This is a genomic window from Spirosoma jeollabukense, from assembly GCF_054777855.1.
Map to the genome: position 1 here is coordinate 277,917 of NZ_BAAHAD010000006.1, position 24,100 is coordinate 302,016.

At 48.2% G+C, this 24,100-nt stretch carries 19 protein-coding genes; 9 read left to right on the plus strand and 10 right to left on the minus strand.

Features of this window, described 5'->3' with window-relative positions; translation table 11 throughout:
- Positions 1-49: 49 nt before the first annotated feature.
- From ftsY to odhB, 7 genes are all read left to right on the plus strand, one after another.
- Positions 50-1,012 (plus strand): signal recognition particle-docking protein FtsY, encoded by a 963-nt coding sequence (ftsY, locus tag ACYVEA_RS22470; RefSeq protein WP_461115683.1) that lies wholly within the window; start codon positions 50-52, stop codon positions 1,010-1,012.
- Positions 1,013-1,492 carry a hypothetical protein gene (locus ACYVEA_RS22475; RefSeq protein WP_461115684.1) on the plus strand — a complete coding sequence of 160 codons (480 nt, stop codon included), beginning with the start codon at positions 1,013-1,015 and terminating at the stop codon, positions 1,490-1,492. It abuts the gene before it with no gap.
- A gap of 77 nt (positions 1,493-1,569) precedes the next feature.
- Positions 1,570-2,880: a 30S ribosomal protein S12 methylthiotransferase RimO gene (rimO, locus tag ACYVEA_RS22480; protein ID WP_461115685.1), complete on the plus strand. Its 1,311-nt coding sequence runs from the start codon at positions 1,570-1,572 to the stop codon at positions 2,878-2,880.
- A 93-nt stretch (positions 2,881-2,973) separates the two neighbouring features.
- Positions 2,974-4,521 carry a bacillithiol biosynthesis cysteine-adding enzyme BshC gene (gene bshC / locus ACYVEA_RS22485; protein WP_461115686.1) on the plus strand — a complete coding sequence of 516 codons (1,548 nt, stop codon included), beginning with the start codon at positions 2,974-2,976 and terminating at the stop codon, positions 4,519-4,521.
- A 35-nt stretch (positions 4,522-4,556) separates the two neighbouring features.
- Entirely contained in the window at positions 4,557-5,162 is a 606-nt protein-coding gene (locus ACYVEA_RS22490; RefSeq protein WP_461115687.1) for a 5-formyltetrahydrofolate cyclo-ligase, read from the plus strand.
- Positions 5,163-5,380: 218 nt separating this feature from the next.
- The gene (locus ACYVEA_RS22495; protein WP_461115688.1) at positions 5,381-8,176 is read left to right on the plus strand and encodes a 2-oxoglutarate dehydrogenase E1 component; all 2,796 of its coding nucleotides are present in this window, start codon (positions 5,381-5,383) and stop codon (positions 8,174-8,176) included.
- An 85-nt stretch (positions 8,177-8,261) separates the two neighbouring features.
- Entirely contained in the window at positions 8,262-9,914 is a 1,653-nt protein-coding gene (gene odhB / locus ACYVEA_RS22500) for a 2-oxoglutarate dehydrogenase complex dihydrolipoyllysine-residue succinyltransferase (protein ID WP_461115689.1), read from the plus strand.
- A gap of 98 nt (positions 9,915-10,012) precedes the next feature.
- On the opposite strand, the gene ACYVEA_RS22505 is transcribed toward odhB, so the two are convergent.
- From ACYVEA_RS22505 to eno, 9 genes are all read right to left on the minus strand, one after another.
- Positions 10,013-11,272 carry an MFS transporter gene (locus ACYVEA_RS22505; RefSeq protein ID WP_461115690.1) on the minus strand — a complete coding sequence of 420 codons (1,260 nt, stop codon included), beginning with the start codon at positions 11,270-11,272 and terminating at the stop codon, positions 10,013-10,015.
- Positions 11,273-11,414: 142 nt separating this feature from the next.
- Complete coding sequence (locus ACYVEA_RS22510) at positions 11,415-12,719, minus strand: Gfo/Idh/MocA family protein (protein ID WP_461115691.1); 1,305 nt, start codon at positions 12,717-12,719, stop codon at positions 11,415-11,417.
- A gap of 127 nt (positions 12,720-12,846) precedes the next feature.
- Positions 12,847-13,647 carry a 3-ketoacyl-ACP reductase gene (locus ACYVEA_RS22515; protein WP_461115692.1) on the minus strand — a complete coding sequence of 267 codons (801 nt, stop codon included), beginning with the start codon at positions 13,645-13,647 and terminating at the stop codon, positions 12,847-12,849.
- Entirely contained in the window at positions 13,644-15,089 is a 1,446-nt protein-coding gene (locus tag ACYVEA_RS22520; protein WP_461115693.1) for an oxidoreductase, read from the minus strand. The genes ACYVEA_RS22515 and ACYVEA_RS22520 overlap by 4 nt, the downstream gene beginning before the upstream one ends.
- The gene (locus ACYVEA_RS22525) at positions 15,086-16,480 is read right to left on the minus strand and encodes a glycosyl hydrolase (RefSeq protein ID WP_461115694.1); all 1,395 of its coding nucleotides are present in this window, start codon (positions 16,478-16,480) and stop codon (positions 15,086-15,088) included. Before ACYVEA_RS22525 ends, ACYVEA_RS22520 begins: the two co-directional genes overlap by 4 nt.
- A gap of 148 nt (positions 16,481-16,628) precedes the next feature.
- Positions 16,629-18,206 (minus strand): 2,3-bisphosphoglycerate-independent phosphoglycerate mutase, encoded by a 1,578-nt coding sequence (gene gpmI, locus ACYVEA_RS22530; RefSeq protein ID WP_461115695.1) that lies wholly within the window; start codon positions 18,204-18,206, stop codon positions 16,629-16,631.
- Positions 18,207-18,290: 84 nt separating this feature from the next.
- Positions 18,291-18,824 carry a low molecular weight protein-tyrosine-phosphatase gene (locus ACYVEA_RS22535; RefSeq protein WP_461115696.1) on the minus strand — a complete coding sequence of 178 codons (534 nt, stop codon included), beginning with the start codon at positions 18,822-18,824 and terminating at the stop codon, positions 18,291-18,293.
- Between the two features lie 76 nt (positions 18,825-18,900).
- Entirely contained in the window at positions 18,901-19,248 is a 348-nt protein-coding gene (locus tag ACYVEA_RS22540; RefSeq protein WP_461115697.1) for an FtsB family cell division protein, read from the minus strand.
- Positions 19,249-19,289: 41 nt separating this feature from the next.
- Positions 19,290-20,570, minus strand: coding sequence for a phosphopyruvate hydratase (eno, locus tag ACYVEA_RS22545; RefSeq protein WP_461115698.1), 1,281 nt, complete (start codon positions 20,568-20,570; stop codon positions 19,290-19,292).
- Positions 20,571-20,841: 271 nt separating this feature from the next.
- On the opposite strand from eno, the gene ACYVEA_RS22550 reads away from it, so the two are divergent.
- Both ACYVEA_RS22550 and recA read left to right on the plus strand, forming a co-directional pair.
- Positions 20,842-21,348, plus strand: a complete 507-nt coding sequence (locus ACYVEA_RS22550) for a hypothetical protein (RefSeq protein ID WP_461115699.1) — start codon at positions 20,842-20,844, stop codon at positions 21,346-21,348.
- 177 nt (positions 21,349-21,525) lie between these two features.
- On the plus strand, positions 21,526-22,617 hold the full coding sequence (gene recA, locus ACYVEA_RS22555) for a recombinase RecA (RefSeq protein WP_093825591.1): 1,092 nt from the start codon (positions 21,526-21,528) through the stop codon (positions 22,615-22,617).
- A 100-nt stretch (positions 22,618-22,717) separates the two neighbouring features.
- On the opposite strand, the gene ACYVEA_RS22560 is transcribed toward recA, so the two are convergent.
- A complete protein-coding gene (locus ACYVEA_RS22560) occupies positions 22,718-24,004 on the minus strand; it encodes a citrate synthase (protein ID WP_461115700.1) in 1,287 nt (428 codons plus the stop codon).
- Positions 24,005-24,100: the final 96 nt, after the last annotated feature.

Genomic DNA, 24,100 nt, shown 5'->3' on the forward strand with positions numbered 1-24,100 from the left:
CTGCCTGATAATTGACCACCTCACTGACCGCACGGCGGCCCCATATAATATGGCTCTATTTGGTTTATTTTCGAAGGAAAAGAAAGAAACACTGGACAAAGGCTTAGAAAAAACAAAAGACAGTTTTTTTTCTAAACTTGGCCGGGCAGTGGTTGGTAAATCCACTGTTGATGAAGAGGTGTTAGACGAAGTGGAAAACGTCCTTATTTCGTCGGATGTGGGCGTTGAAACAACGGTTAAAATAATTAAGCGGATCGAAGAGCGCGTTGCCCGCGATAAATATATGGGCACTGATGAGCTTGACCGTATTCTACGTGAAGAGATTGCCGCCTTACTCTCCACCACCAATCCTGGCGATACGTTGCAGCGAGACGATTTTGACGTACCAGCCGGCAAGAAGCCGTATGTCATTATGGTTGTGGGTGTTAACGGGGTGGGTAAAACAACGACGATTGGTAAGCTGGCTGCCCAGTTCCATAAACGAGGCAAAAAAGTGGTGCTTGGTGCGGGCGATACGTTCCGGGCTGCTGCCGTTGACCAGCTCAAGCTCTGGGGCGACCGTGTGGGGGTACCTGTCATTTCACACGGCATGAATACTGACCCTTCAGCGGTCGCGTTCGACGCCGTAAAAAAAGCCACTGAAACAGGCGCCGACGTAGTGATTATTGACACCGCCGGACGACTGCATACGAAGGTCAATTTAATGAATGAGCTGACCAAAATTAAACGGGTGATGCAGAAGTTCACGCCAGACGCTCCTCACGAGGTTCTTTTGGTATTAGACGGATCAACTGGTCAGAACGCATTTATTCAGGCAACTGAGTTTACGAAAGCTACTGAGGTGACGGCGTTGGCCATCACGAAATTAGACGGCACGGCAAAAGGTGGCGTTGTGATTGGCATTTCGGATCAGTTCAAGATTCCGGTTAAATACATTGGTGTCGGGGAAAAAATTGACGACTTACAAACATTCAATAAGATGGAGTTTGTGGATTCGTTTTTCAAGAAATAAATGAGCAAGACGTTCATCTACCTAGCGCTTTTTCTATTTGGCTTTTCGTTAGCAACCTGCGCACAGAAGCCAACCCGCAAAAAAAACAGTAAAGCCACTACGTTCCAGGGTATTTGTGGAAATGTCGTTGAAAAACGGGGAAACCAGATGCCTGGGCCTGGCGCTTCTAAGTCCGGCGGTACTCCGATTGAACGTGAGGTGCTGATTTTTCCCCTTCTAAATATGAATCAGGTGGACGCGGGCGACAACGGATTTATTAATTCGGTTCGCGAAGCCAAACCTGTCAAGACGACCAAATCGGATAAAAACGGCAAGTTTTGTGTCTATCTGCCGGTGGGCCGCTATTCCGTGATCATTAAAGAACCGAAAGGCTTGTACGCTAACCTTTCTGATACGCACAATAATATTTTTCCTGTTAGCGTGGCAAAAGGAAAGATGGCCAGCGTAACGGCTGAGATTTCCCATCAAGCTGTATTTTAAGTAAAGCGGACGATCCTCCGTAGCGGTGAAAGCCCGCGATTTTGCTATTCAAAGCGGGTTTTCACCCGCATTACCAGATGAAAACCAAAGGAGTACGTACTAACAAAATCAATATTGTCACGCTCGGTTGCTCGAAGAACCTTGTAGATTCGGAGGTGCTGTTTACACAGCTCAAGGGCAACGGCATGGACGTAACGCACGAATCGAAAAAGGACGACGCCAACATCGTTGTCATCAATACATGTGGCTTTATTGATAATGCCAAAGAAGAATCGATCAATACAATCCTTCGCTACGTTGATGCAAAGGAAGCGGGTATCGTGGATAAAGTTTATGTAACGGGTTGTCTATCACATCGCTACAAAGACGAGTTGGAAATTGAAATGCCAACTGTTGATGCCTGGTTTGGTACCAACGAGCTACCCCGAATGCTGAAAACACTTCGTGCTGATTACAAACACGAACTCGTTGGCGAACGTCTGCTCACCACGCCTGCTCACTACGCTTACCTTAAAATTGCCGAAGGTTGCGACCGGCCCTGCTCGTTCTGCGCCATTCCGCTCATGCGCGGAGGTCACGTATCACGCCCGATGGACGAGCTGGTAACGGAAGCAAAATCACTGGCTCGGCGTGGCACGAAGGAATTAATTCTGATCGCCCAGGACTTGACATACTACGGGCTGGATCTGTACAGAAAGCGTAATCTGGCCGATCTTATTAACCAGCTAGCTGATGTTGAAGGAATTGACTGGATTCGCTTGCAGTATGCTTATCCGTCAGGCTTTCCACTGGAAGTACTGGACGTAATACGTGACCGGCCAAACGTTTGTAATTATCTGGACATGCCGCTTCAAACCGGTTCGACGGAGTTATTGAAGATCATGCGTCGGGGCATCACCCGCGAAAAAACGGAAGCCCTGATTTATACCATTCGGGAGCGGATACCCAATATTACACTACGTACCACCCTGATTGTAGGTCATCCCGGCGAGACGGAAGCCATGTTTGAAGAAACTTATGACTTCGTGGAGCGGATGCGCTTCGACCGTTTGGGCGTTTTCACCTATTCACACGAAGACGACACGCACTCATTCTCCATGCCTGATGACATTGCCGACGAAGTGAAGCAAGCACGTGCCGACGAACTAATGGACATTCAACAGGGCATTTCGCAGGAATTGAATCAGCAGAAAGTTGGACAGACGTATAAAGTGCTGTTTGATCGGAAAGAAGGCGGTTATTTTATTGGACGCACTGAAGCTGATTCTCCGGAAGTTGATAATGAAGTCCTCGTCCCAGCAAGTCAGTACGTACGACTCGGTGATTTTGCCAACGTGCGGATCAATCGTGCGGAGGAATTTGATTTATATGGAGAGGTTGTCGCCTAAGTTCACATTAACCCGCAAGACCATCGCGCTGTACCCGAACCTTGCGGGTTTTTTCGTTGTTAAAATCCGGTAAACGCAACCCTACCCTTCTGCATGGACTGTAAGTACCTGCCGCTTGCTTCAACCGGCCAGTTTTCCCCTCTTTTTCTCGATTACATCAACAAAAAAGATAGTCTAAAACCTTTCTACAGTCGCTTTCCAGAGTTATCGGCCTTTCACGAACAGTTACTTGATAAGACGTTTGATGAATCGAAGCGACAGATTTTGGTGGATGCGCTTGAGCGGCAATACGCGAATCTTAGTCATAAACCCGACTTTTCGGTACTTCTTCAGCCCAATACGTTTACGGTTACAACGGGGCATCAGCTTAATATTTTTACGGGACCGCTTTACATTATCTACAAGCTGATCACAACGATAAATCTTGCGAAGCAGCTAAAAAAAGCATACCCGGATTATCATTTCGTACCCATTTACTGGATGGCGACCGAAGACCACGACTTTGCCGAAATCAACCATTTCTCGTTGATGGGCAAGAACTATGCCTGGCAAACAGAACAACGTGGGGCTGTCGGACGCATGAACCCACAAGAATTAAAAACACTTTTCAACCAGATTCCTGAAAAGCTAGCGCTGTTTGAAGAAGCCTACCTGAAAAACAATACGTTAGCTGATGCCGCCCGATACTATGTCAATGAACTATTTGGGGCCGAGGGACTGGTTTGTTTAGATGCTGATGACGCTGCCTTGAAGCGTGTTTTCGCGCCCGTTATGCACGATGAGCTTGTCAATCAGAAATCAGGCGAGTTGGTGCACAAGCAAACGGAGGCACTGGAAACCTTGGGCTATAAAACTGTTATTGCCCCCCGCGACATCAACTTATTCTATCTCGATGATCAAATCCGCGAACGTATTGAGCGGAAAGAAGATGGCACGTATCGGGTTGTACATAAAAAGCTAACGTTCTCGGAAAGTGAGATTCTTACACTGCTTGACGAGCATCCTGAGCGATTCAGCCCGAACGTAGTGCTACGCCCTTTGTACCAGGAAACGATTCTGCCCAATCTAGCCTACATTGGCGGGCCCTCGGAAGTGCCTTACTGGTTGCAGTTGAAGCCTGTCTTTGATTACTACCAGACAACATTTCCGATGCTGATGCCCCGCAATTTTGCGATGTACGTACCATCCGTAAGTAACAAACGCATCTGCAAGCTAGGGCTGACGCCAGAGGATTTATTTGAGGATACACTCAAGCTCAAACGCGAATACGTCGAGCACCATGCGCGCCATACGCTGAAATTTGACAACGAGAATAAGACCGTAAATAAAGCATTGGACGCCATTCTGCACAAAGCACAAATGGTTGACCCAACGCTCGAAAAGGCGGTTCTGGCCGAAACAAAGCGGTTTGCCAACGCCGTTGCCCGACTTGAAAAGAAAATGCGACGAGCAGAAGAACGCAATCAGGAGACGGGTGTTCGGCAATTATTAGCTGTCAAAGAATCTCTCTTCCCTAATGGTAGCTTACAGGAACGTAGCGAAAACTTCCTGTCCTTCTACCTGAACGATAAGACATTTCTGCAAAAGATGCTGTCCGCCTTTGATCCGTTCGATTACCGGATGCAGCTTTGCCTGGAATAGTTTGATGCGGTAGCTGTAAATAACCTAAATCCAGCATGACCAAAGCTACGTTACGTCGGCAGTTCCTTGCCCAACGACGGGCGCTGTCGACGGATGAAGTTTCTATCCGTAATCAGCTTATTACGCAGCATTTTTTCAATTGGCTGGAGAAAAGCAAATTTGCCGGAGAACCGGGGATTGTTCACACATTTCTTCCAATCATTCGTCAACATGAAGTCGATACGTGGCCTATTATTCGGGAGCTCTGGACGAAATTCTACCATCTTCAAGTTGCCGTCCCAGTTACGAACGCTTCCACGCATTCATTAAGCCACTACCTGCTGTCTCCGGCCACACCACTCGTTGAAAACCGCTGGGGCATTCCAGAACCTATACCAACTGATACTCAGTCACTACCGTCGGACGCATTCAGCCTTGTCTTTGTTCCCTTACTGGTTTTCGACCAACAGGGGCATCGCGTTGGCTACGGTGGCGGCTTCTACGATCGCTTTCTGGCTGAATGTCGGTCGGATTGCCTAAAAATTGGTCTATCCTTGTTTGAGTCCATCGAACGTATCGACGATGTCGAGCCAACGGACATACGACTGGATGCCTGTATCACACCGCAGCAACTTCATTGTTTTTCTCCCGCCAGCAAGTAATCATATACTAACATATGAGCTACATCTGAAACTTGAGATGACTCATATGTTAGTTTGATCTGTAGATTGAGCCAATAGTCAACCAAAATGGTCTTCTGACTGTTATGCTGCTAATGAAGTGGTAACCAACAAAAAGTCAATAAAAACAGAAAATTTTGCAGTCAACTGTTTGACCGAAACGCTACCTTTGCGGGTCATAACAACGACGCGTCCCCGTCATGGATCAGTACTCATATATCGCCAATTCTGATGCGGCTTACGTAGATCAACTCTATCAGTCTTATAAGCAAGACCCTCAAGCAGTTGACGAAAGCTGGCAGCAATTTTTCAAAGGATTTGAATTTTCGCTGACATACGGCGAAAAACCCAATGGAAACACCGGACCGGGCAAATCAAACGGTAACGGTGCTACACTGAACGGAAATGGAGCCGCTGCAACGGGCCAGGCCGCAGCCAAACCTGTCGATGCGCTTCATGCAGAAAAAGAAGTTTCGGTAGCAAGCTTAATTAAGGCATACCGGTCTCGTGGTCACTTGCTGGCTAAAACTAACCCACTTAAAGAACGTAAAGACCGACAACCCCGGGTTGATTTGCCGGACTACGCGCTGTCGGAGGCTGATTTAGATACGGTATTTGATTCGGGTAAATTACTCGGCATCGGACCGGCAACGCTACGTGTTATTATGGAGTCGCTACGCAAAATATATGCGGGCGACATTGGTTTCGAATACATGTATATCCGCGAGCTGGACGTTAAAAACTGGCTCCGGAACAAGATTGAAAAAGAAGCGCTCGTTTTTGAACCTTCACTTGACGAGAAAAAACGTATTCTCGAAAAGCTGAACGAAGCAACAGTTTTCGAGAACTTTCTGGCTACTAAATACTTAGGCCAAAAACGCTTCTCTCTCGAAGGTGGTGAAGTAACAATTCCGGCTCTGGATACAATCATTAGCCAGGCGGCCGACATGGGCGTTGAGGAAGTGATGATCGGTATGGCTCACCGAGGACGCCTGAACGTGCTGGCCAACATTCTGGGTAAATCTTATGAGTCTATTTTTGATGGATTCGAAGGAAACGTACCCGAACAGGTCCACGGCGATGGCGACGTTAAATACCACCTCGGCTATTCGAGTTTGACAGAAACGAAGTCAGGGAAGCAGATTAGCGTAAAATTGGCCCCAAACCCATCACACTTAGAAGCCGTTAACCCGGTAGTTGAAGGGTTCGTGCGGGCACAGGCCGACGAAGAATATCACGGTGATTTCACGAAAATCATGCCTATTCTGATTCACGGCGATGCGGCTGTGGCAGGACAAGGTATTGTATATGAGGTGACGCAGATGGCTAAACTTGCGGGGTATAAAACCGGCGGTACGGTCCATTTTGTCATTAATAACCAGATTGGCTTTACTACCGATTTTGACGACGCCCGTTCCTCTATTTACTGCTCGGACGTAGCCAAAATCATTGATGCGCCAATTTTTCACGTCAACGGCGACGATCCAGAAGCGGTTATTTTCTGCTCTAAATTAGCCGTAGAGTTTCGCGAGAAATTCAACCGCGACGTGTTTATCGATATGGTCTGCTACCGGCGATACGGTCACAACGAGGCTGATGAGCCCAAGTTTACGCAGCCAACGATGTATAACATCATCGAGAAGCATGCTAACCCTCGTGAGTTGTACAAAGACCTACTCATTAAGCGAGGTGATGTTGATGCCGAACTGGCCCAACGCATGGATACGGAGTTCAAAAAGCAGCTACAGGATCGGCTTGACCGGGTAAAGCAGAAAGCAGAGATCCCCTATAAACCGCTACGTCTGGACCTTGACTGGGCTGAGCTACGTTTTAGTGAACCAAAAGATTTCGAGAAATCGCCTGAAACAGGTGTCTCGGCTGATGTTTTGGAAAAAGTGGGCAAAGCGCTGGTGAAAATCCCAGAGGGCTTTAAGCCACTAAAGCAAATTGACAAATTGCTGAAAGACCGTCAGGCAATGCTTACCGACACCAAAATGGTGAACTGGGGTACTGCCGAACTTCTGGCGTACGGCTCTTTACTGGTCGAAGGCAAGCCCGTCCGGCTTAGCGGTCAGGATGTACAACGGGGTACGTTCTCGCACCGTCACGCCGTACTGCACGATTCTGAAACGAACAAGTCATACTCATCTCTCGATTTTATTGAGGAAGGTCAGCAGAAGTTTCAGGTCTACAATTCGCTGCTATCAGAATACGGCGTATTGGGCTTTGAATACGGGTATGCAATGGCAAACCCTCACGCGCTGGTTATCTGGGAAGCTCAGTTTGGTGATTTCTCGAACGGTGCCCAATTGATTATTGATCAGTTTATTGCAGCTGCCGAGTCAAAGTGGGGTATTCAGAATGGGGTAACGATGTTGCTTCCGCACGGCTATGAAGGTCAGGGACCTGAGCACTCCAATGCTCGGCCTGAGCGGTATCTGCAACTATATGCTGAGTATAACATGGTCGTTGCCAACATAACAACGCCAGCGAACTTCTTCCACCTGATGCGTCGGCAGTTGACATGGGCGTTCCGGAAGCCGCTTGCCGTGATGTCGCCAAAGTCGTTACTACGTCATCCAAAGTGCATTTCGCCTTTAGAGGATCTGACGAAAGGCCATTTCCAGGAAGTCATTGGTGATAGTTATGCGCAAGCTAAAAAAGTGAAACGTGTGCTGCTGTGTACCGGTAAGGTTTATTACGACCTCCTGGAGAAACAGCAGACCGACCAACGTGATGACATAGCCATTGTGCGGCTGGAACAAATCGCTCCGTTGCCTAAACAGCAGTTGGATGATATACTGGCGCAATACAAAAAGGTCGAAATATTCTGGGTACAGGAAGAGCCCGATAATATGGGCTACTGGACTTTCTTACTACGTAACGGCCTGAATCTACCGGTTATCTCGCGTAAGGCTTCAGCATCACCGGCAACCGGTTACGCTAAAATACATACTCAGGAACAAGCCGATATTGTTCGGAGAGCGTTTGAATAAAAAAACAGCCGATAGCCGTCAGTTGATAGCCATTAGGAAATACTGATACTATCGACTGCCGACTATCGACTAACTACTATCTTATATGGCCGTTGATATGAAAATTCCTCCCGTGGGGGAATCTATTACCGAAGTAACCGTTGGCACCTGGTATAAAAAAGAAGGTGATAGCGTAAAGATGGACGATGTTCTTTGTGGACTCGATTCCGATAAAGCGACCTTTGAGTTAACCGCCGAAGCGGATGGAATTTTACACATTCTGGCTCAGGAAGGCGACGTTCTACCCATTGGCGCTAGTATTTGTACGATTGATAATGGTAGTAGCGCACCGGCTGCACCACCAGCGGCAGAGCCAGCTAAATCGGAAGTGCCTAAAGCTGAGACGCCAGCACCTGCACCAGCGCCAGAAACCCCGCTACCGGCGGCATCACCTGCTTCTGCACCTGCTGCAACGGGTTCAAGTGTAATAGAAATGAAGGTTCCGGCAGTCGGTGAATCGGTTACGGAAGTTACCATTGCTTCATGGAGTAAGAAAGATGGCGACCAAGTTGCCCTTGACGAAGTTCTGTGTGAACTGGAATCTGACAAAGCAACGTTCGAACTTCCTGCTGAAGCGGCTGGAACGCTACGTATCGTAGCGCAGGCGGGCGAAACATTACCCATCGGTGCGTTAATTGCTAAAATAGAAGTAGGTTCAAGTGCAGTTGCTACCTCAGCCCCTGCGAATACACTAGCTCCGCAACCATCGGCAAATGGATCAGCTCCCGTTCCTGAACCTACTGCCAGCAATGGCCAGAATGGCTATGCGGCTCATTATCCATCACCCGCAGCCGCTAAAATTCTGGACGAAAAAGGCGTTGATGCCCAGCAGGTTCAAGGATCGGGTGTAGGTGGTCGTATTACAAAGGAAGATGCGCAAAAGGCATCGACTGCTCCGGCGCCCGTTGCTCCCCCAGCGCCACAGCGGTCCGACGTATCAGCTGCTCCGACCGCCCCCAAACCGGCAGCTCCTGCACCAGCGCCAGTTGTTGCAGGTGAACGCGGTCAACGTCGGGAAAAAATGACATCGCTACGTCGGACAATCGCCCGGCGGTTAGTAGCCGTGAAAAACGAAACGGCTATGTTGACTACGTTTAATGAGGTCGACATGAAGGCGGTTATGGATCTTCGGAACAAGTACAAAGACAAGTTCAAGGAGAAAAATGGCGTTGGCCTTGGCTTTATGTCATTCTTCACGAAGGCGGTTTGTATCGCGCTGAAAGACTTCCCGGCGGTAAACGCCCAGATCGACGGCGATCAGATGATTTTCAACGATTTCTGCGATATTTCTATCGCCGTTTCGACCGACCGGGGCTTAGTAGTACCGGTTATTCGGAATGCGGAGAAATTGAGCTTTGCCGGCGTTGAAAAAGAAATCGTTCGGTTGGCGGGATTAGCTCGTGACAATAAACTGACGATTGACCAGATGACGGGTGGTACGTTTACGATCACTAACGGTGGTACGTTCGGTTCGATGCTCTCGACACCAATCATCAACGCGCCACAGTCGGCTATCCTTGGTATGCACAATATTGTTGAGCGGGCGGTCGTCATCAACGGCGAGATTGTTGTCCGGCCAATTATGTACCTGGCTTTGTCATACGATCACCGTATTATTGACGGGAAAGAATCCGTTAGCTTCCTGGTCCGTGTGAAGCAGATCCTGGAAGATCCATCCCGGATTTTGTTTGATATGTAAGTATATAGCGCTCTAATAAGGCAGAAGTGGCTGATTTACAAAGATTTTATCTAAGTAAATCAGCCACTTCTGCCTTATCAGGGCTCCAACCTTTCCCTCTAGGCTTCTTCGACGTAATCCAAGTCTTTCTTAAACGTCTCATCCAGGAAAGATAACGCGATTAAAGCGACTCCGAGCGTAAGTAACCCAACCGTTAAGGCGCTGTAAATAGTACCTAACGACGGCTTGAGTTGAATAAATAGTGCACTTAGTGGAATGGTAGCTCCTCGTACGAAGTTGGGTACAGTCGTCGCGACAGTTGCCCGAAGGTTGGTACCGAACAGTTCGGCGGCAATCGTTACAAACAATGTCCAATAACCATTGGCGAACCCAAGACAGACACAAATCGCGTAAAAGAGGGTTGTATCGCTTACGGGGGCCAGCAAGTAAATCAGCATAAATACCAGGGACAAGAGCATAAATAGCCGGATAGCTTTCTTCCGACTTTGAAGGCACTGGCTTAAAAAACCGCTGACTATATCGCCCAGTACCTGCCCCGAAAAACTTAGCATGACTGCTTTACCCGCCACAACGGGCGCGCTTAAACCAAGGGCTTTCCCAAACTCCGGCGAGAATGTAATAAGGATGCCGACGACAAACCAGATAGGCAGCCCTACCAGGATGCACTGAAAATATTTAAGTAGCCGGGTCTTATCGGAAACAAGCATTAAGACACTTCCACGGCTCAAATCCCGTTGTTTTGTCTTGACAAAAAGACCAGATTCCAGTACGTTCACCCGCAGAACGAGCAGCAATAGTCCTAATCCACCACCGATGAAATAGGAAATGCGCCAATCGAACAAGTCCGCCATAAAATACGCCAGGATAGCCCCTAACACACCCATTGTAGCCACGAGTGTGGTGCCGTACCCCCGAATCTGTTTCGGCAGAATCTCAGTAACCAACGTAATACCGGCCCCTAACTCACCCGCTAACCCTAGTCCAGCCACGAACCGGAGCCATACGTATTGATCCAGCGACGTAACGAACCCATTGGCAATATTGGCCAGCGAATAGATCAGAATAGAGCCAAACAGCACAGAAAGACGCCCTTTTTTATCGCCCAAAATACCCCAGAATATTCCGCCAATTAGCAATCCAGCCATCTGTGCATTCAACAGCAGGAGGCCATCACTCAATAATCTGTCCCCATCAATGCCTAATCCTTTGAGGCTCGGAACACGTACAACGCTGAATAAAAACAGGTCGTACATATCTACCAGATAACCCAGAGCAGCAACTAATACTGGCAGTTGCAGAAGTTGGCTGATAACCGGGCGGTTTGTTGAGGTTACTTCAGTAGTCGAGATTGGCTTCATCAGGTATGTTAGGCGTTCATTTTTGTCATTCTGACGCAGGAGGAATCGTCGGTATTAGCTGAATAGAGCCTCACTCGAAGATTCTTCCTGCGTCAGAATGACAAAGAATTCATGGACCAAAATCTAGTTGAAAATCAAACCTTTACACCTTTTCCGGCACTATAAACGGAGCGCGGTACTTACGGGTTAGCATTTGGTTCGCATCTTTGTCCCCAATAAATACTTCATTTTTTGGGTCAAAATGTAGTGTCCGACCTAAGCGATAAGCGATATTTCCCAGGTGCGCAATGCCTGACGCCAAGTGGGCAGTTTCGACCGGGCCGTTCTGCTTCGATTTATCCCGCGATCGGACAGCTTCGATAAAATTAGCGTAGTGGTCGCCACCGGCTTTACGCGCTGGTCCCGGTGCACGCTCTTTACCCAGAAACGTCTTATAATCATCATACCCATTGATGACCATGTAGCCTTTATCACCATAAAAAAGGTTGCCAATTTCGACACCATCTTCTTTGTTCGTCATCCAGGGCCGGACCTCAAACTGGATCACTTTGCCTGATGATGGATATTTGTAAACCGACGTGAGAGTCTCCGGTGTTTCCTTGCAGTCGTTCCAGAGAAATTTACCGCCTGCCGATGTGATTTCTTCAGGCAGCCCTACATCCAGGCCCCACATACATAAGTCAGTTTCGTGGATACCCTGGTTACCAATATCGCCGTTGCCGTAATCCCAGAACCAATGCCAGTTATAATGAACGTAGTTCTTACTGAATTCCTTTTCCTGCGCCGGTCCTTGCCACATATTCCAGTTTAGTTCAGACGGAACGGGCGAGGGGCCTTTATTGCCAATGTCTGGACGCCACTTGTAAACCAGGCCGCGCGCCATATATACCTTACCAATCAGCCCATCCCGCAGGTGTTTGATTGCTTCCTGAATAGCCTCAGAACTACGTAATTGTACCCCATGCTGCACGATACGATTGTAGCGGGTAGCCGCTTCGATGAGTTTACGGCCTTCGTGCAGGTTGTGCGCACCCGGTTTTTCAACGTAAACGTCTTTGCCCGCCTGACACGCCCAGATAGCCGCCAGTGCATGCCAGTGATTTGGCGTAGCAATACTTACAGCATCAATATTTTTATCATCGTAGACCTGTCGAAGATCACCCATGGTCTGAACTTTCCGGTTGTATTTTTTCTCAAAATCAGCCGCACCTGCTTGCAGGACATTGCTATCTACATCGCATAGGGTGACTACTTCCACATCCTTTTGCTTTGATAACCCCTGAATATGGTCTTTGCCGCGCCCATTGATACCAATGACGGCCATCCGAACACGATCATTGGCCCCAAACGCATGCGCTGGGATATAGGTGGGCAGACCAATAGCTGCCAGCGAACCAACAGCGCCTGCCTTAAGGACGTAGCGCCGGGAAACTTGTTTTGAGTCCATGAGTTTGACTTGGTTTAGGAACTGATTTTAGGATTACAATTTTCGGTTTATGGACGTCGTCATTACGTTGACTGACACATGAGTGCTTTCATATCAACCACTGTGGGGACGGACCGCCGTCAGCCATTTATAGTCTCGGTACCGTCATTCCGCCGTCAACCATAATGACCTGACCTGTTGAATAGGGAAAAGCGCCTGTGGCAAGTGAAGCTACTGCTTTGCCTACATCGTCTGGGAGACCCCAGCGTTTCTGTAAGCATAATCCACTATTAATCAAAGCGTTGTATTTGCTTGTTACGCCCGCCGTCATATCCGTTTTTATAATTCCCGGCCGAACCTCATAAACCGGAATGTTGTATTCGCCGAGTCGGGTGGCGAACAATTGGGTGGCCATACTTAAACCCGCTTTCGCTACGCAGTATTCACCCCGGTTAACGGAGGCAACAGTTGCCGAAACAGATGATACGTTGATAATACATCCCCAAAAATCAGGTTCCTCTGTTTGTTGGGCAATCATCCAGTTGGCGGCTGCCTGGGTCAGAAAATACGCTCCCTGTAAGTTGGTTGACAGTACATATTGAAAACTTTCCTCTGTCGCTTCAAGAATATCCCGACGTTCTTTTGGTGCCACACCTGCGTTATTGACCAGTACGGTTAATCGTCCAAAATGCGTTTTGATACGTTGTATTATTTCTGTTCGTGCTTCTGTTGACGCAACATCGCCCTGGCAGTAAATGACATCGCATCCATATTGCCTTAGTTTATCCAGCGCATTACTGGCCGCTTCTTCGGGCCGAACACCATTGATGGCCAGAGCGAATCCGGCCTTGGCTAACTGTTCAGCAATGCCGTATCCAATGCCCCGGCTTCCCCCTGTAACAAGTGCTACCGGTCTGGTGCGCCAGTGCGAGCGTTCCGTGTTTCTCACAAGTTCTCTTTTATCGCTTTGAGTTGCTCGGCTTCGGGCCGTTTTTTATAGAGTATATCCAACGGATAACAACCCGAAATGAGCCCATTACGTGGTGCCGTCGTGCAGTCAGAAAACGTGCGACATATCTGGTTTCGGACGAGTGCCCGACCAGCGACCATATGGGCGGGCATCGTTGGATGGGACAACACCATACGCCCGAAGCCTACGCTATCGGCCATACCGTTACGCAAAACGTACTGCGCTACGTTAGGAAGCCACTCCTGCAAATACGAATAGCCCGATCCAATAACCACCAATTCAGGAAAAGCCTGCTTCAGCTCGTACGTCACATCAATTTGCCGCTTTACGCCCAATAATGGATCTTCGGGAGGTAAGTAGCCATCAGAAGGCGGGAATAGAGCCGGGCGCATCAGATGTGGATTGTAATAGGGACTTCCGCCGGTGATGCATACCAGTTGTATTCCGAGTGATTCGACTAGCGACAGCAACGCTTTCGTTTCGGTTAGATCAAATCCCAGCCCGTTTGACTTCCCTCCAAAAGCAAATGGATACTGTTCAGCGGCTTCTGGAATGCCCGTACCAGCAGGCCCTTTTTTGAAGGGGAGCATATCGAACGCACTCAGGCGAATACCGATTTCTAGTTCGGGAGCAGCCTGACGGATGCCCGCAACGATATTTCGAAGATAACGCGTTCGGTTCTCAAAAGACCCTCCATAGCGTCCTTCCCGATGCACTGCACTTAGAAACTCGTGGCCCAGATAACCATGGCAATGTTTTACATCAACAAAATCAAAACCTGCTTTTTGAGCCAGCACAGCCGCTTCGACGTAGTGGTCGACAATCTGATCAATGTCCTCATCAGTAAGCGTCGGATAATCGGCAGACATGCCGAACTTGCTATTCAGAAATGGATGGCTGTAAAGAATCTTCGGCTCAAAAGCTTTGTGACTCTTAGGCTTACAGAAACGCCCCGAATGGGTTAGCTGAAGCCCGATCAATAAATCATCGGTTTTTCCGAACGCTTTGGTGTGTTCATCAAGAATCAATTGCCGCAATTCGACAAAGTCCGGGAACGTATCAGCGTTCAGCACCAACTGATTAGGATTGGCTTTCCCTGAATGGCAGACGGCTACAGCCTCACAACCGAACAGTAATTTGGCACCACTAACGGCAAATTTCTTCCAGCGGTTTCGGGTAAAATCCGTTGGTCGGCCATCGGTCGTACCATCCCAGCCTTCCATTGGCAAAATACAAAGACTATTGCCAATCGTTTTGCCTGACTTGAGCTGAATGGATCGACTGAAAGGACTTTCGGCAGCAGGCAGCAATGCATCGTCAAACGGCAGATCGATGTTGTTCTTTTCCAGATAATTCCGCAAATCAGCCGCCGTTTTCAGCTGGGCCATGCGCGGAAATTGGGGTTTATATTTCTCACTCATGGTAGGTACGGTTCGGCGATCCGGTTGAAGAAAGTGTAGTACGGCTCATTGCGAACGATACGTTGCAGATATAGGGCTACCTCGCGCGCATGGTAATCTCCCCACATACTCGATTCACCGTTGGCTATTTTGCTTCCGGGCGGCACGTAGTCCCAACCATTAGGCTGGTGGTAAATCGAGTGTAGAATCAGTCCCTGATGCGTTGGGTTTGTACTAAGATAAGGTTCATCAAACAGGGTATTGAGGACGGTCAAGCCTGCCTGATGGTATCGTTTTCCAGCTTCGGCGTCGCCTTTCCTGGTCAGGTAATTGCCCAGACGTAGCAATCCTTGCGCTCCAATGGCAGCTGCAGAACTGTCTACAGGCTCAAAATCATTGTGAGGGTCAGCAGGTCTGTTCAGGTAATCACCTAAGCGGTGTAAGTTTGGCGCACCCGTATCCCAGTAAGGAATACCATCCGTGGGTGTATAATCAATGTAAAAGTCGCAGGTAGCGGTAGCGGCTTTCAGCATGTAAGCTTCAATGATGCTACGCCCTCCCAAAGGTTCTAATTCGGCATCGTCGCACGTAGTGAGCCACTCCAGTTGTTCAGCAAAACCACACATGGCCCAGGCTAAACCGCGCGTCCAGGTGGTGAAGCCTGAATAACCCTGCTGCGAATTAGGACATCGAAAATTACCATCTTTGACGTTAAAGACGCTTTCGTGAGCAGTACGTCCCCATAGATCGTATGAATCACGCCCTTCGCCGTAAAAAACAGAATAGTCGGCAGTGGCTTTGATATGTTGTAAAGCCCGTTCCAGCAGATTGATTTTCACATCACCTTCCCCTTGGAAAATGTGTCCCAATGCATGACTCAGCACTAATACCCGACATGAACGTATTGTATCGACAAAAAGCGAATGCGGACCATTGAATGAGCTTATAAAACCTCCGTTTTTGACACTCGTCCAGCGACTGGCCTGCACGGCCCCAGAGATTTTTAGGGCCAGTTCATAAAAATTAGCCTCCCAGTCATTGTGTGGAATTCGGCCCTCCCGCATTAGCCGAAGCAGGTTCCCATACGTACTGACATTATTGAAACCGTGGTCATGCACACCAATGTGACTAATGTGGGGAGCCATGACAGCCAATGTATTATGGCGGCCTATTTCCAGAAATTCGTCCTCGTTCGTGGCGTCGAACTGTAAGATTGCCGAGCCAAATTGAAAGCCTTGTGTCCACTCTGTCCAGCCACGCGTGGTGTATTGACCGGCAACGGTGAAAACGGGCGAGCCTTTTGCTACGTCGTACTCTTTCTCTATCAGGCTAATTTTCTGTCCTGAGAGCGTCCAGAATTGGTCAAGTTTTGCCGAAAGATCAGAAGGTGTTAAGGAATTGTCAATCTGCATATTAGATAAAGGCCACAAATTTATCGGTTACCTTTCCTAAAGTGCAATTAGGGTATCTGGCTACTGTAGCCTGGTTGCTCCGGCAACGCATAAAAAAGCCGCGCACTGATATAACAGGCACGGCTTTTTTACTACGTTAATAAAATGGCTATTCCTTAATCAAGCTCACCCCACCCATTTCAGGCGGTTGTGGAATACCCATCAGTTGGAGAATCGTGGGGGCAATGTCAGCGAGTTTGCCATTATTGAGAACCGGATGATAGTCTTTATCAATAAGAATACAGGGCACTAAATTGATTGTGTGGGCCGTGTTGGGTGTCCCATCGTCATTAGTCATGTATTCGGCGTTACCGTGGTCGGCAATGATAATTGTCGTGTAACCATGCGCCAAGGCAGCTTCGGTGACAGCTTGTGCGCAGGCATCAGCGGTTTCGGCCGCTTTCACCACGGCTTCAAATACGCCCGTGTGCCCAACCATGTCGGTGTTGGCAAAGTTCAGGCAAATGAAATCCGTTTCTTCTTTCTCTAATTCAGGAATAATAGCATTTCGGATGTCGTAAGCTGACATTTCAGGTATCTGGTCGTAGGTTTTCACGGGTATGGTCACCTCTACACCCCTGTCGTCGAGAACAACCATTTCTTTCGGTGAAGGGCAAAGCAGCCGCTTTTCGCCCGGAAACGGTTCCTCACGACCACCCGAGAAGAAGAATGTAACGTGCGGATACTTCTCCGTTTCAGCAATACGAATCTGCTTTCTGCCCACTGACGAAATAACTTCACCAAGGGTTTTTTCGAGATTATCTTTTTCGAATATGACCTTCACACCTACGAAATCATCGTCGTATTTAGTCATCGTGATGTATTCCAGATTGAGTTTTTTCATACCCTGCTCCGGAAAATCCTTCTGCGTCAGCGCCTGCGTGATTTCCCGACCGCGATCCGTGCGAAAGTTGAAGCAAAGCACTACATCCCCATCTTCGATAACGGCTATTGGCGTTCCATTGGCGTTCGCAACAATAATGGGCTTTATAAACTCATCGGTTACACCCGCGTCGTAAGATTCCTGAAGCGCTTTAGTTACGTTGGTCGCAGCTACTTTCTCTCCTTCGCCATATACAATCGCATCATAAGCGATTTTGACACGTTCCCAGCGATTGTCGCGATCCATCGCGTAATAGCGGCCAATAACGCTCGCGATCTGTCCGGTCGAAACGGCCATATGATCCTGCAAGTCAGTTAAATAGCCAATACCGCCTTTGGGATCAGTATCGCGGCCATCCGTGAAGGCATGGACAAAAACATCTGTCAAACCATGTGCGTGCGCAATGGACAGCAAGCCTTTCACGTGCTCAATATGCGCGTGAACGCCACCATCGGAAACCAGACCAATAAAGTGAACTTTCTTACCATTGGTTTTAGCATACGTCAATGCATCGACCAGAACAGGTTCATTATCAAGCGTATGCTCTTCAACAGCCAGGTTAACTTTAACCAAGTCCTGATAGACCACGCGGCCTGCTCCGAGGTTCATATGGCCAACTTCGGAGTTACCCATTTGACCGGCTGGCAAACCAACCGCCAAGCCCGACGCTTCCAACGTACTATTCGGATACTTAGGGTATAACGAGTTCATAAACGGCGTATGAGCCGCTTCAATAGCCGACACTTCAGGTTTCAGTGGAATCCCCCAGCCATCAAGGATGATAAGAATGACTTTTTTGTTCATAGGTTCAGTGAACGATTTTAAAGGTGATATCTGACCCCCGAAGCGGAGCGAATAATGAGCATGTGAATTGAACCGGGTGGTTTTTCACTCTTTCATCTTTCGCTCCGCTTCGGGGGTCTGATCTCGCTCCTTAAGATTATGCTGTTGCCTCAGGTACGTCAGTAATTGACGGCAACAACGTAGTGTGATTTGATAAACTTCTTCAAAAACCTCCGGGCCTTCGTAATAGGGATCGGGCACGTTCGGCTCGTCGCTAATATCCGGATCAAACTCCCGCAACAGGAAAATCGTGTCGGTGGTGTATAGGCCTGTGCTGCGGTAATTCAGCTTTTCGATGGCTTCGAGATTCTTTTCATCCATGGCCACTAAGTAATTAAACTCGGCCAAATCTTCGCCAATTAAGCGTCGCGCTCGGTGGGTAATCGTTAACCCATGTTCAAGGGCGTTTTCCCGGGTGCGCCGGTCGGCCAGTTGGCCGATGTGAAAGGAGGCCGTTCCAGCAGAATCAGCCTGAATCTGCTTATCCAGGCCGGCCTCAGCAACCAATTGCCTGAACACGCCCTCGGCTACTGGCGACCGGCAAATATTGCCATAACAAACGAAGAGAACGTTTATCATTCGGAATGATGAATGATACGTAATACATGATGAATAAATAGTAGTGCTCTAATCATTCATCATGTATTATGTATCATTATTTTTCTAGCGGTTCATTGTGTTCGTCCACGATGACAAATACGTCTTCACCCTCTTTTTTCATCAGGTACTTTTCGCGGGCGAATTTCTCCCGAAGCCGGTCATTGCCCAGCAACTCTTTCCGTTCCGTCTGCACCAGTTTTATTTTATCCTGATAATACCGGGTGTCCTGATCTAATTCATGCAGCTTCCAGTAGTTCCGAATTTGCGTCGGTAAGTCATTAGCATCAAAAAACGTCATCCACGCCAACAGTCCTAAGCCAGTCGCTACGTAGAAATTTCGGCCGTAATGAAGGAGTTTTTGGAACATGGGAGCAGAGGGCATGGGGCGAAGGGCATGGGGCATTCAGATTTGTTAACCCTCTGCCCCACCCCCTCGGCTCTATGCTAAAATTTAAGTCCTGGGAAATACGCTACTTCGCCTAATTCTTCTTCGATACGTAGCAGTTGGTTGTATTTTGCCATCCGGTCTGAGCGCGATGCCGAACCCGTTTTGATTTGGCCCGTATTAAGGGCTACCGCCAGGTCAGCAATGGTTGCATCTTCGGTTTCGCCCGAACGGTGCGACATAATGTTCTTGTACGAATTCCGTTTAGCCAGGTTTACCGTATCAATCGTCTCGGTTAGCGAACCAATCTGGTTTACTTTCACCAGAATGGCATTGGCAATGCCTTTGTCGATACCTTCCTGAAGGCGCGTTACGTTGGTAACAAACAAATCGTCGCCCACCAGTTGCACTTTAGTGCCTTTCAGTTCGTCGGTGTGTAATTTCCAGCCAGCCCAATCATCTTCAGCCATGCCATCTTCAATCGACAGGATTGGGTATTTGGCCGCCCAATCTTTCCAGAAGCCCGCCATTTCAGACGACGTCAATTTGTCGCCAGTTGATTTTTTGAAGTGGTAAACACCTGCTTCAGCATCGTAGAACTCCGACGAAGCAGCATCCATCGCAATCCAGACATCTTCGCCTGGACGATAGCCTGCTTTCTCAATAGCCTGAATAATGGTTTGAATCGCTTCTTCGTTCGATTTGATGTTAGGCGCAAAACCACCTTCATCACCTACGTTGGTGGCAAGGCCCATCTTTTTCAGAACGCCTTTGAGCGTATGAAAAATTTCGGTACCCATACGTAGTGCTTCCGAGAAACTCGATGCGTTGGCTGGCATAACCATAAACTCTTGAAAATCAATGGAATTATCGGCATGGGAGCCTCCATTGAGGATGTTCATCATTGGCACGGGCAGCGTATTTGCATTAACGCCACCGATGTAGCGATAAAGTGGCAAACCGGCTTCCTGTGCAGCAGCTTTAGACACGGCCAGCGATACCCCTAAAATTGCATTTGCCCCTAAACGGCCTTTATTTGGCGTACCGTCCAGTTCAAGCATGATTTTATCAATGATGCTTTGTTCAAAAACCGAAATGCCAACCAGTTCCGGAAAAATCAGCTCGTTAACATTCGAAACGGCTTTCAGCACGCCCTTGCCTACATAGACCTTTGGATCATCATCACGAAGTTCAACAGCTTCGTGGGTGCCGGTCGATGCGCCCGAGGGGACGGCGGCCCGACCCAGATAACCGTTTTCGGTACGGACGTCCACTTCGACAGTTGGGTTACCACGTGAATCCAGAATCTGCCGGGCATGAATGCTTTGGATGGTACTCATTGTAGAGAAATAAGAAGGGTTAACAACGAAATATTTTATCGCACCGGCGTACCGGTTTGTCGGATTTGGCTGACAGCGGGTAAGCTGCACAGCTAATCAGGCGCAAAGTAACGAAATACAGGGCAAAACTTCAGGCGTGACGGGTTAAAAGACAGTACGTTACTCAGTGACGCAACGAATAATTCCCGGTCAATACAGACCTGAAACAGAAGTTGTCAGAAAATGTTGTCTATTTGTGTGCTTATAAACTGCCACCAAACCAATCATACCCATGCGAGGAATATTGTATTTCCTATTGTTCTTATTAGTTGTTTTCGGTGTTCTGTACGCCCTTACTGGCTGGAGTTACAGCGACGGTGAACGCGCCGGAACAGTCTCTAAATTCAGCCGTCGTGGCTTTCTTTTCAAAACGTATGAAGGTGTTTTGAATGTAGGCGGCTTCTCGGGAGAAACGGGTTCGCTGACACCGCAATATTTTGACTTTTCGGTGGACGACGATGCGGTAGCTGCTCAGATCACACAGGCCGTTAAGTCTGGCCAACGGGTAACGCTCCATTATGAAGAGAAAATTCTGAAATTTCCCTGGAATGGCGAAACAAAATACTACATCACAGGGGTAGAAATCGTTGGTCCGGCTGCTCGTCCATATGGTGATGGATCGGCCTATCCGGGCTATCAGCCAGGTCAAAACCAACCAGCTCAACCCCAGGCCGGGCAACCTCAAACGCAGCAGCCAACACCAGCTCAGCAACCCGCTATGGCTGATTCTACGCTGTAAGTAAAAGTAGACTCAAAAGTCCATCTATTAACCTGAAAAACAGGCCATTGATGGACTTTCATTTTATCCATTATCTTTCTGCAAATCAGTCCAAAAAAGGGCTCAACTATTTTAAAAACCCATTTGGTTATCTGACCATTTTTGGGTAATTTTATCTGTTTAAACAACCGTCCTAACATGGCAAAATCAGATACGGCGCAAGCCATAGCATCTGCTAATGACAACAAATTAAAAGCCCTCCAAACCACCATCGAGAAGCTCGACAAGGCATTCGGAAAAGGTACAGTAATGCGCCTTAGCGAAACCAAAGTTGTCGACGTCCCCGTCATCTCGACTGGCTCACTTGGTCTGGATTTAGCCCTCGGTATTGGTGGCCTACCACGTGGCCGTGTCGTTGAAATCTACGGGCCAGAATCATCCGGTAAAACGACATTGACAATGCACGCCATTGCCGAAGCTCAAAAGGCGGGTGGTCTGGCCGCGTTCATTGATGCTGAACATGCCTTTGATCGCACATACGCCGAAAAGCTCGGAATTGATGTTAAAAACCTGCTGATTTCTCAGCCAGACAATGGTGAACAGGCGCTTGAAATTGCGGAACACTTAATTAGCTCTGGTGCTATTGACATTATCGTTATTGACTCAGTAGCAGCTCTCGTACCAAAAGCTGAAATCGAAGGTGAAATGGGCGAAAGTAAAATGGGCTTACAGGCTCGTTTGATGTCGCAGGCGCTACGTAAATTGACCGGTACAATCAACAAAACGGGTTGCTGCTGTATTTTCATCAACCAGTTACGTGAGAAAATTGGTGTGATGTTCGGTAACCCCGAAACTACTACGGGTGGTAACGCGCTGAAGTTCTACGCATCGGTTCGTCTGGATATTCGCCGTATTGGTCAGATCAAAGAAGGTGCCGACAACATTGTGGGTAACCGGACTAAGGTGAAGGTCGTCAAAAACAAGCTGGCGGCCCCTTTCAAAGTTGTTGAGTTCGACATTATGTATGGTCAGGGCATCTCGAAAGTAGGTGAGATCCTTGACTTAGCAGTTGAGATGGAAATTGTTAAGAAGTCTGGTTCCTGGTTCTCTTATGGCACGAGCCGTCTGGCTCAAGGCCGTGATGCCGTGAAGGAACTGCTGCTTGACAACCCTGAATTAATGGCGGAACTGGAAGGTAAGATCCGAGCTAAGATCAGTGAAGATTCAGACGCCCTGCTCGATCCTATCGGTGGTACAGAAGATGATGACGAAGGTGCAATTGATGATTAATCAGTTGTAACGTGTTCTAATCGACGTATTGATATAAAAAAGGCAGCTACTGAATCAGTAGCTGCCTTTTTTATGATTGAATTAAAGCAAGCAATTAATGCTACCGCTCATCTATTGACTTAAACTCGCGCAACGTTGCACCAGTATAGATCTGGCGTGGGCGACCGATGGGTTCTTTCTGCTCCCGCATTTCCTTCCACTGCGCAATCCAGCCCGGTAGGCGGCCAATAGCAAACAGCACCGTAAACATGTTGGTTGGAATGCCAAGGGCGCGGTAAATGATTCCAGAATAGAAATCTACGTTTGGATACAGCTTACGCGACACAAAATAATCGTCGTGCAAGGCAGCCTCTTCCAAACCTTTAGCAATTTCTAGTACCGGGTCGTTAACGCCAAGTTTGCTTAGTACATCGTCGGCCGCTTTCTTGATAATTTTAGCGCGTGGATCAAAGTTTTTATAAACCCGATGCCCAAATCCAAACAGCCGGAAGCCCGTTGTTTTCGCGTTTTTGGCCATCTCAACGTATTTCGATACGTCGCCACCATCGGCTTTAATGTCTTCAAGCATTTCAATTACTTCCTGGTTGGCGCCACCGTGCAGCGGTCCCCATAAAGCACTGATACCAGCCGAAATAGACGAATAGATATTTGCCTGCGACGAACCAACAAGCCGCACCGTTGAGGTTGAGCAATTCTGTTCATGGTCGGCATGCAGAATAAGCAGTACGTTCAGGGCTTCAGCGACGACCGGATCGACTTTATAGTCTTCGACCGGCAGCGAGAACATCATGTTCAGGAAGTTGGGAATGTAGTCCAACTGGTTTTTAGGGTAGTTCATCGGATGACCCAACGACCGCTTGTATGACCAGGTAGCAATAGTCGGGATCTTGGCCAGCAACCGAATAATATGCAAATCGGTCTTATCTTCGTCACTACCACCCTGCAAATCAGGGTAGAAAGCGCTCATAGCGCTTACCAGCGACGACAACACACCCATTGGGTGCGCATTAACCGGAAAACCGTCGAAGATTTTCCGCATGTCTTCGTTCACTAACGTATGCCGACGAATAGCCGTCTCGAACGTAGTAAACTCTTCTTTAGTTGGCAATTCGCCGTATATAAGCAGATAGGCTACTTCCAGAAATGATGCTTTTGCGGCCAGATCCTCAATGGAATACCCCCGATATTGCAGGATGCCCAGTTCGCCATCTAAAAATGTAATGGCGCTCTTTGTTGCACCGGTGTTTTTATAACCCCGGTCTAATGTAACATAGCCGGTTTGGTCACGGAGGTTAGAAATGTCAAAGGCTTTCTCGTGTTCCGTTCCTTCAAGAGTGGGGAAGGAATAAGACTTACCATCGACAGTTAATTCAGCGGTGTTTGCCATACAAGAAATCGGGGTAGAGTATTCAGAAATAATGAATTAACGGCTTAATGAACATCGGGGTGCGTCCATGCTGGGCGAAATTAGCCCAAAAACATA

What these genes read in the sequence shown, in the direction of transcription:
- ftsY (WP_461115683.1), top strand. Translation starts at nt 50, where the DNA reads ATGGCTCTATTTGGTTTATTTTCGAAGGAAAAGAAAGAAACACTGGAC.
- ACYVEA_RS22475 (WP_461115684.1), top strand. Translation starts at nt 1,013, where the DNA reads ATGAGCAAGACGTTCATCTACCTAGCGCTTTTTCTATTTGGCTTTTCG.
- rimO (WP_461115685.1), top strand. Translation starts at nt 1,570, where the DNA reads ATGAAAACCAAAGGAGTACGTACTAACAAAATCAATATTGTCACGCTC.
- bshC (WP_461115686.1), top strand. Translation starts at nt 2,974, where the DNA reads ATGGACTGTAAGTACCTGCCGCTTGCTTCAACCGGCCAGTTTTCCCCT.
- ACYVEA_RS22490 (WP_461115687.1), top strand. Translation starts at nt 4,557, where the DNA reads ATGACCAAAGCTACGTTACGTCGGCAGTTCCTTGCCCAACGACGGGCG.
- ACYVEA_RS22495 (WP_461115688.1), top strand. Translation starts at nt 5,381, where the DNA reads ATGGATCAGTACTCATATATCGCCAATTCTGATGCGGCTTACGTAGAT.
- odhB (WP_461115689.1), top strand. Translation starts at nt 8,262, where the DNA reads ATGGCCGTTGATATGAAAATTCCTCCCGTGGGGGAATCTATTACCGAA.
- ACYVEA_RS22505 (WP_461115690.1), bottom strand. Translation starts at nt 11,272, where the DNA reads ATGAAGCCAATCTCGACTACTGAAGTAACCTCAACAAACCGCCCGGTT.
- ACYVEA_RS22510 (WP_461115691.1), bottom strand. Translation starts at nt 12,719, where the DNA reads ATGGACTCAAAACAAGTTTCCCGGCGCTACGTCCTTAAGGCAGGCGCT.
- ACYVEA_RS22520 (WP_461115693.1), bottom strand. Translation starts at nt 15,089, where the DNA reads ATGAGTGAGAAATATAAACCCCAATTTCCGCGCATGGCCCAGCTGAAA.
- ACYVEA_RS22525 (WP_461115694.1), bottom strand. Translation starts at nt 16,480, where the DNA reads ATGCAGATTGACAATTCCTTAACACCTTCTGATCTTTCGGCAAAACTT.
- gpmI (WP_461115695.1), bottom strand. Translation starts at nt 18,206, where the DNA reads ATGAACAAAAAAGTCATTCTTATCATCCTTGATGGCTGGGGGATTCCA.
- ACYVEA_RS22535 (WP_461115696.1), bottom strand. Translation starts at nt 18,824, where the DNA reads ATGATAAACGTTCTCTTCGTTTGTTATGGCAATATTTGCCGGTCGCCA.
- ACYVEA_RS22540 (WP_461115697.1), bottom strand. Translation starts at nt 19,248, where the DNA reads ATGCCCCATGCCCTTCGCCCCATGCCCTCTGCTCCCATGTTCCAAAAA.
- eno (WP_461115698.1), bottom strand. Translation starts at nt 20,570, where the DNA reads ATGAGTACCATCCAAAGCATTCATGCCCGGCAGATTCTGGATTCACGT.
- ACYVEA_RS22550 (WP_461115699.1), top strand. Translation starts at nt 20,842, where the DNA reads ATGCGAGGAATATTGTATTTCCTATTGTTCTTATTAGTTGTTTTCGGT.
- recA (WP_093825591.1), top strand. Translation starts at nt 21,526, where the DNA reads ATGGCAAAATCAGATACGGCGCAAGCCATAGCATCTGCTAATGACAAC.
- ACYVEA_RS22560 (WP_461115700.1), bottom strand. Translation starts at nt 24,004, where the DNA reads ATGGCAAACACCGCTGAATTAACTGTCGATGGTAAGTCTTATTCCTTC.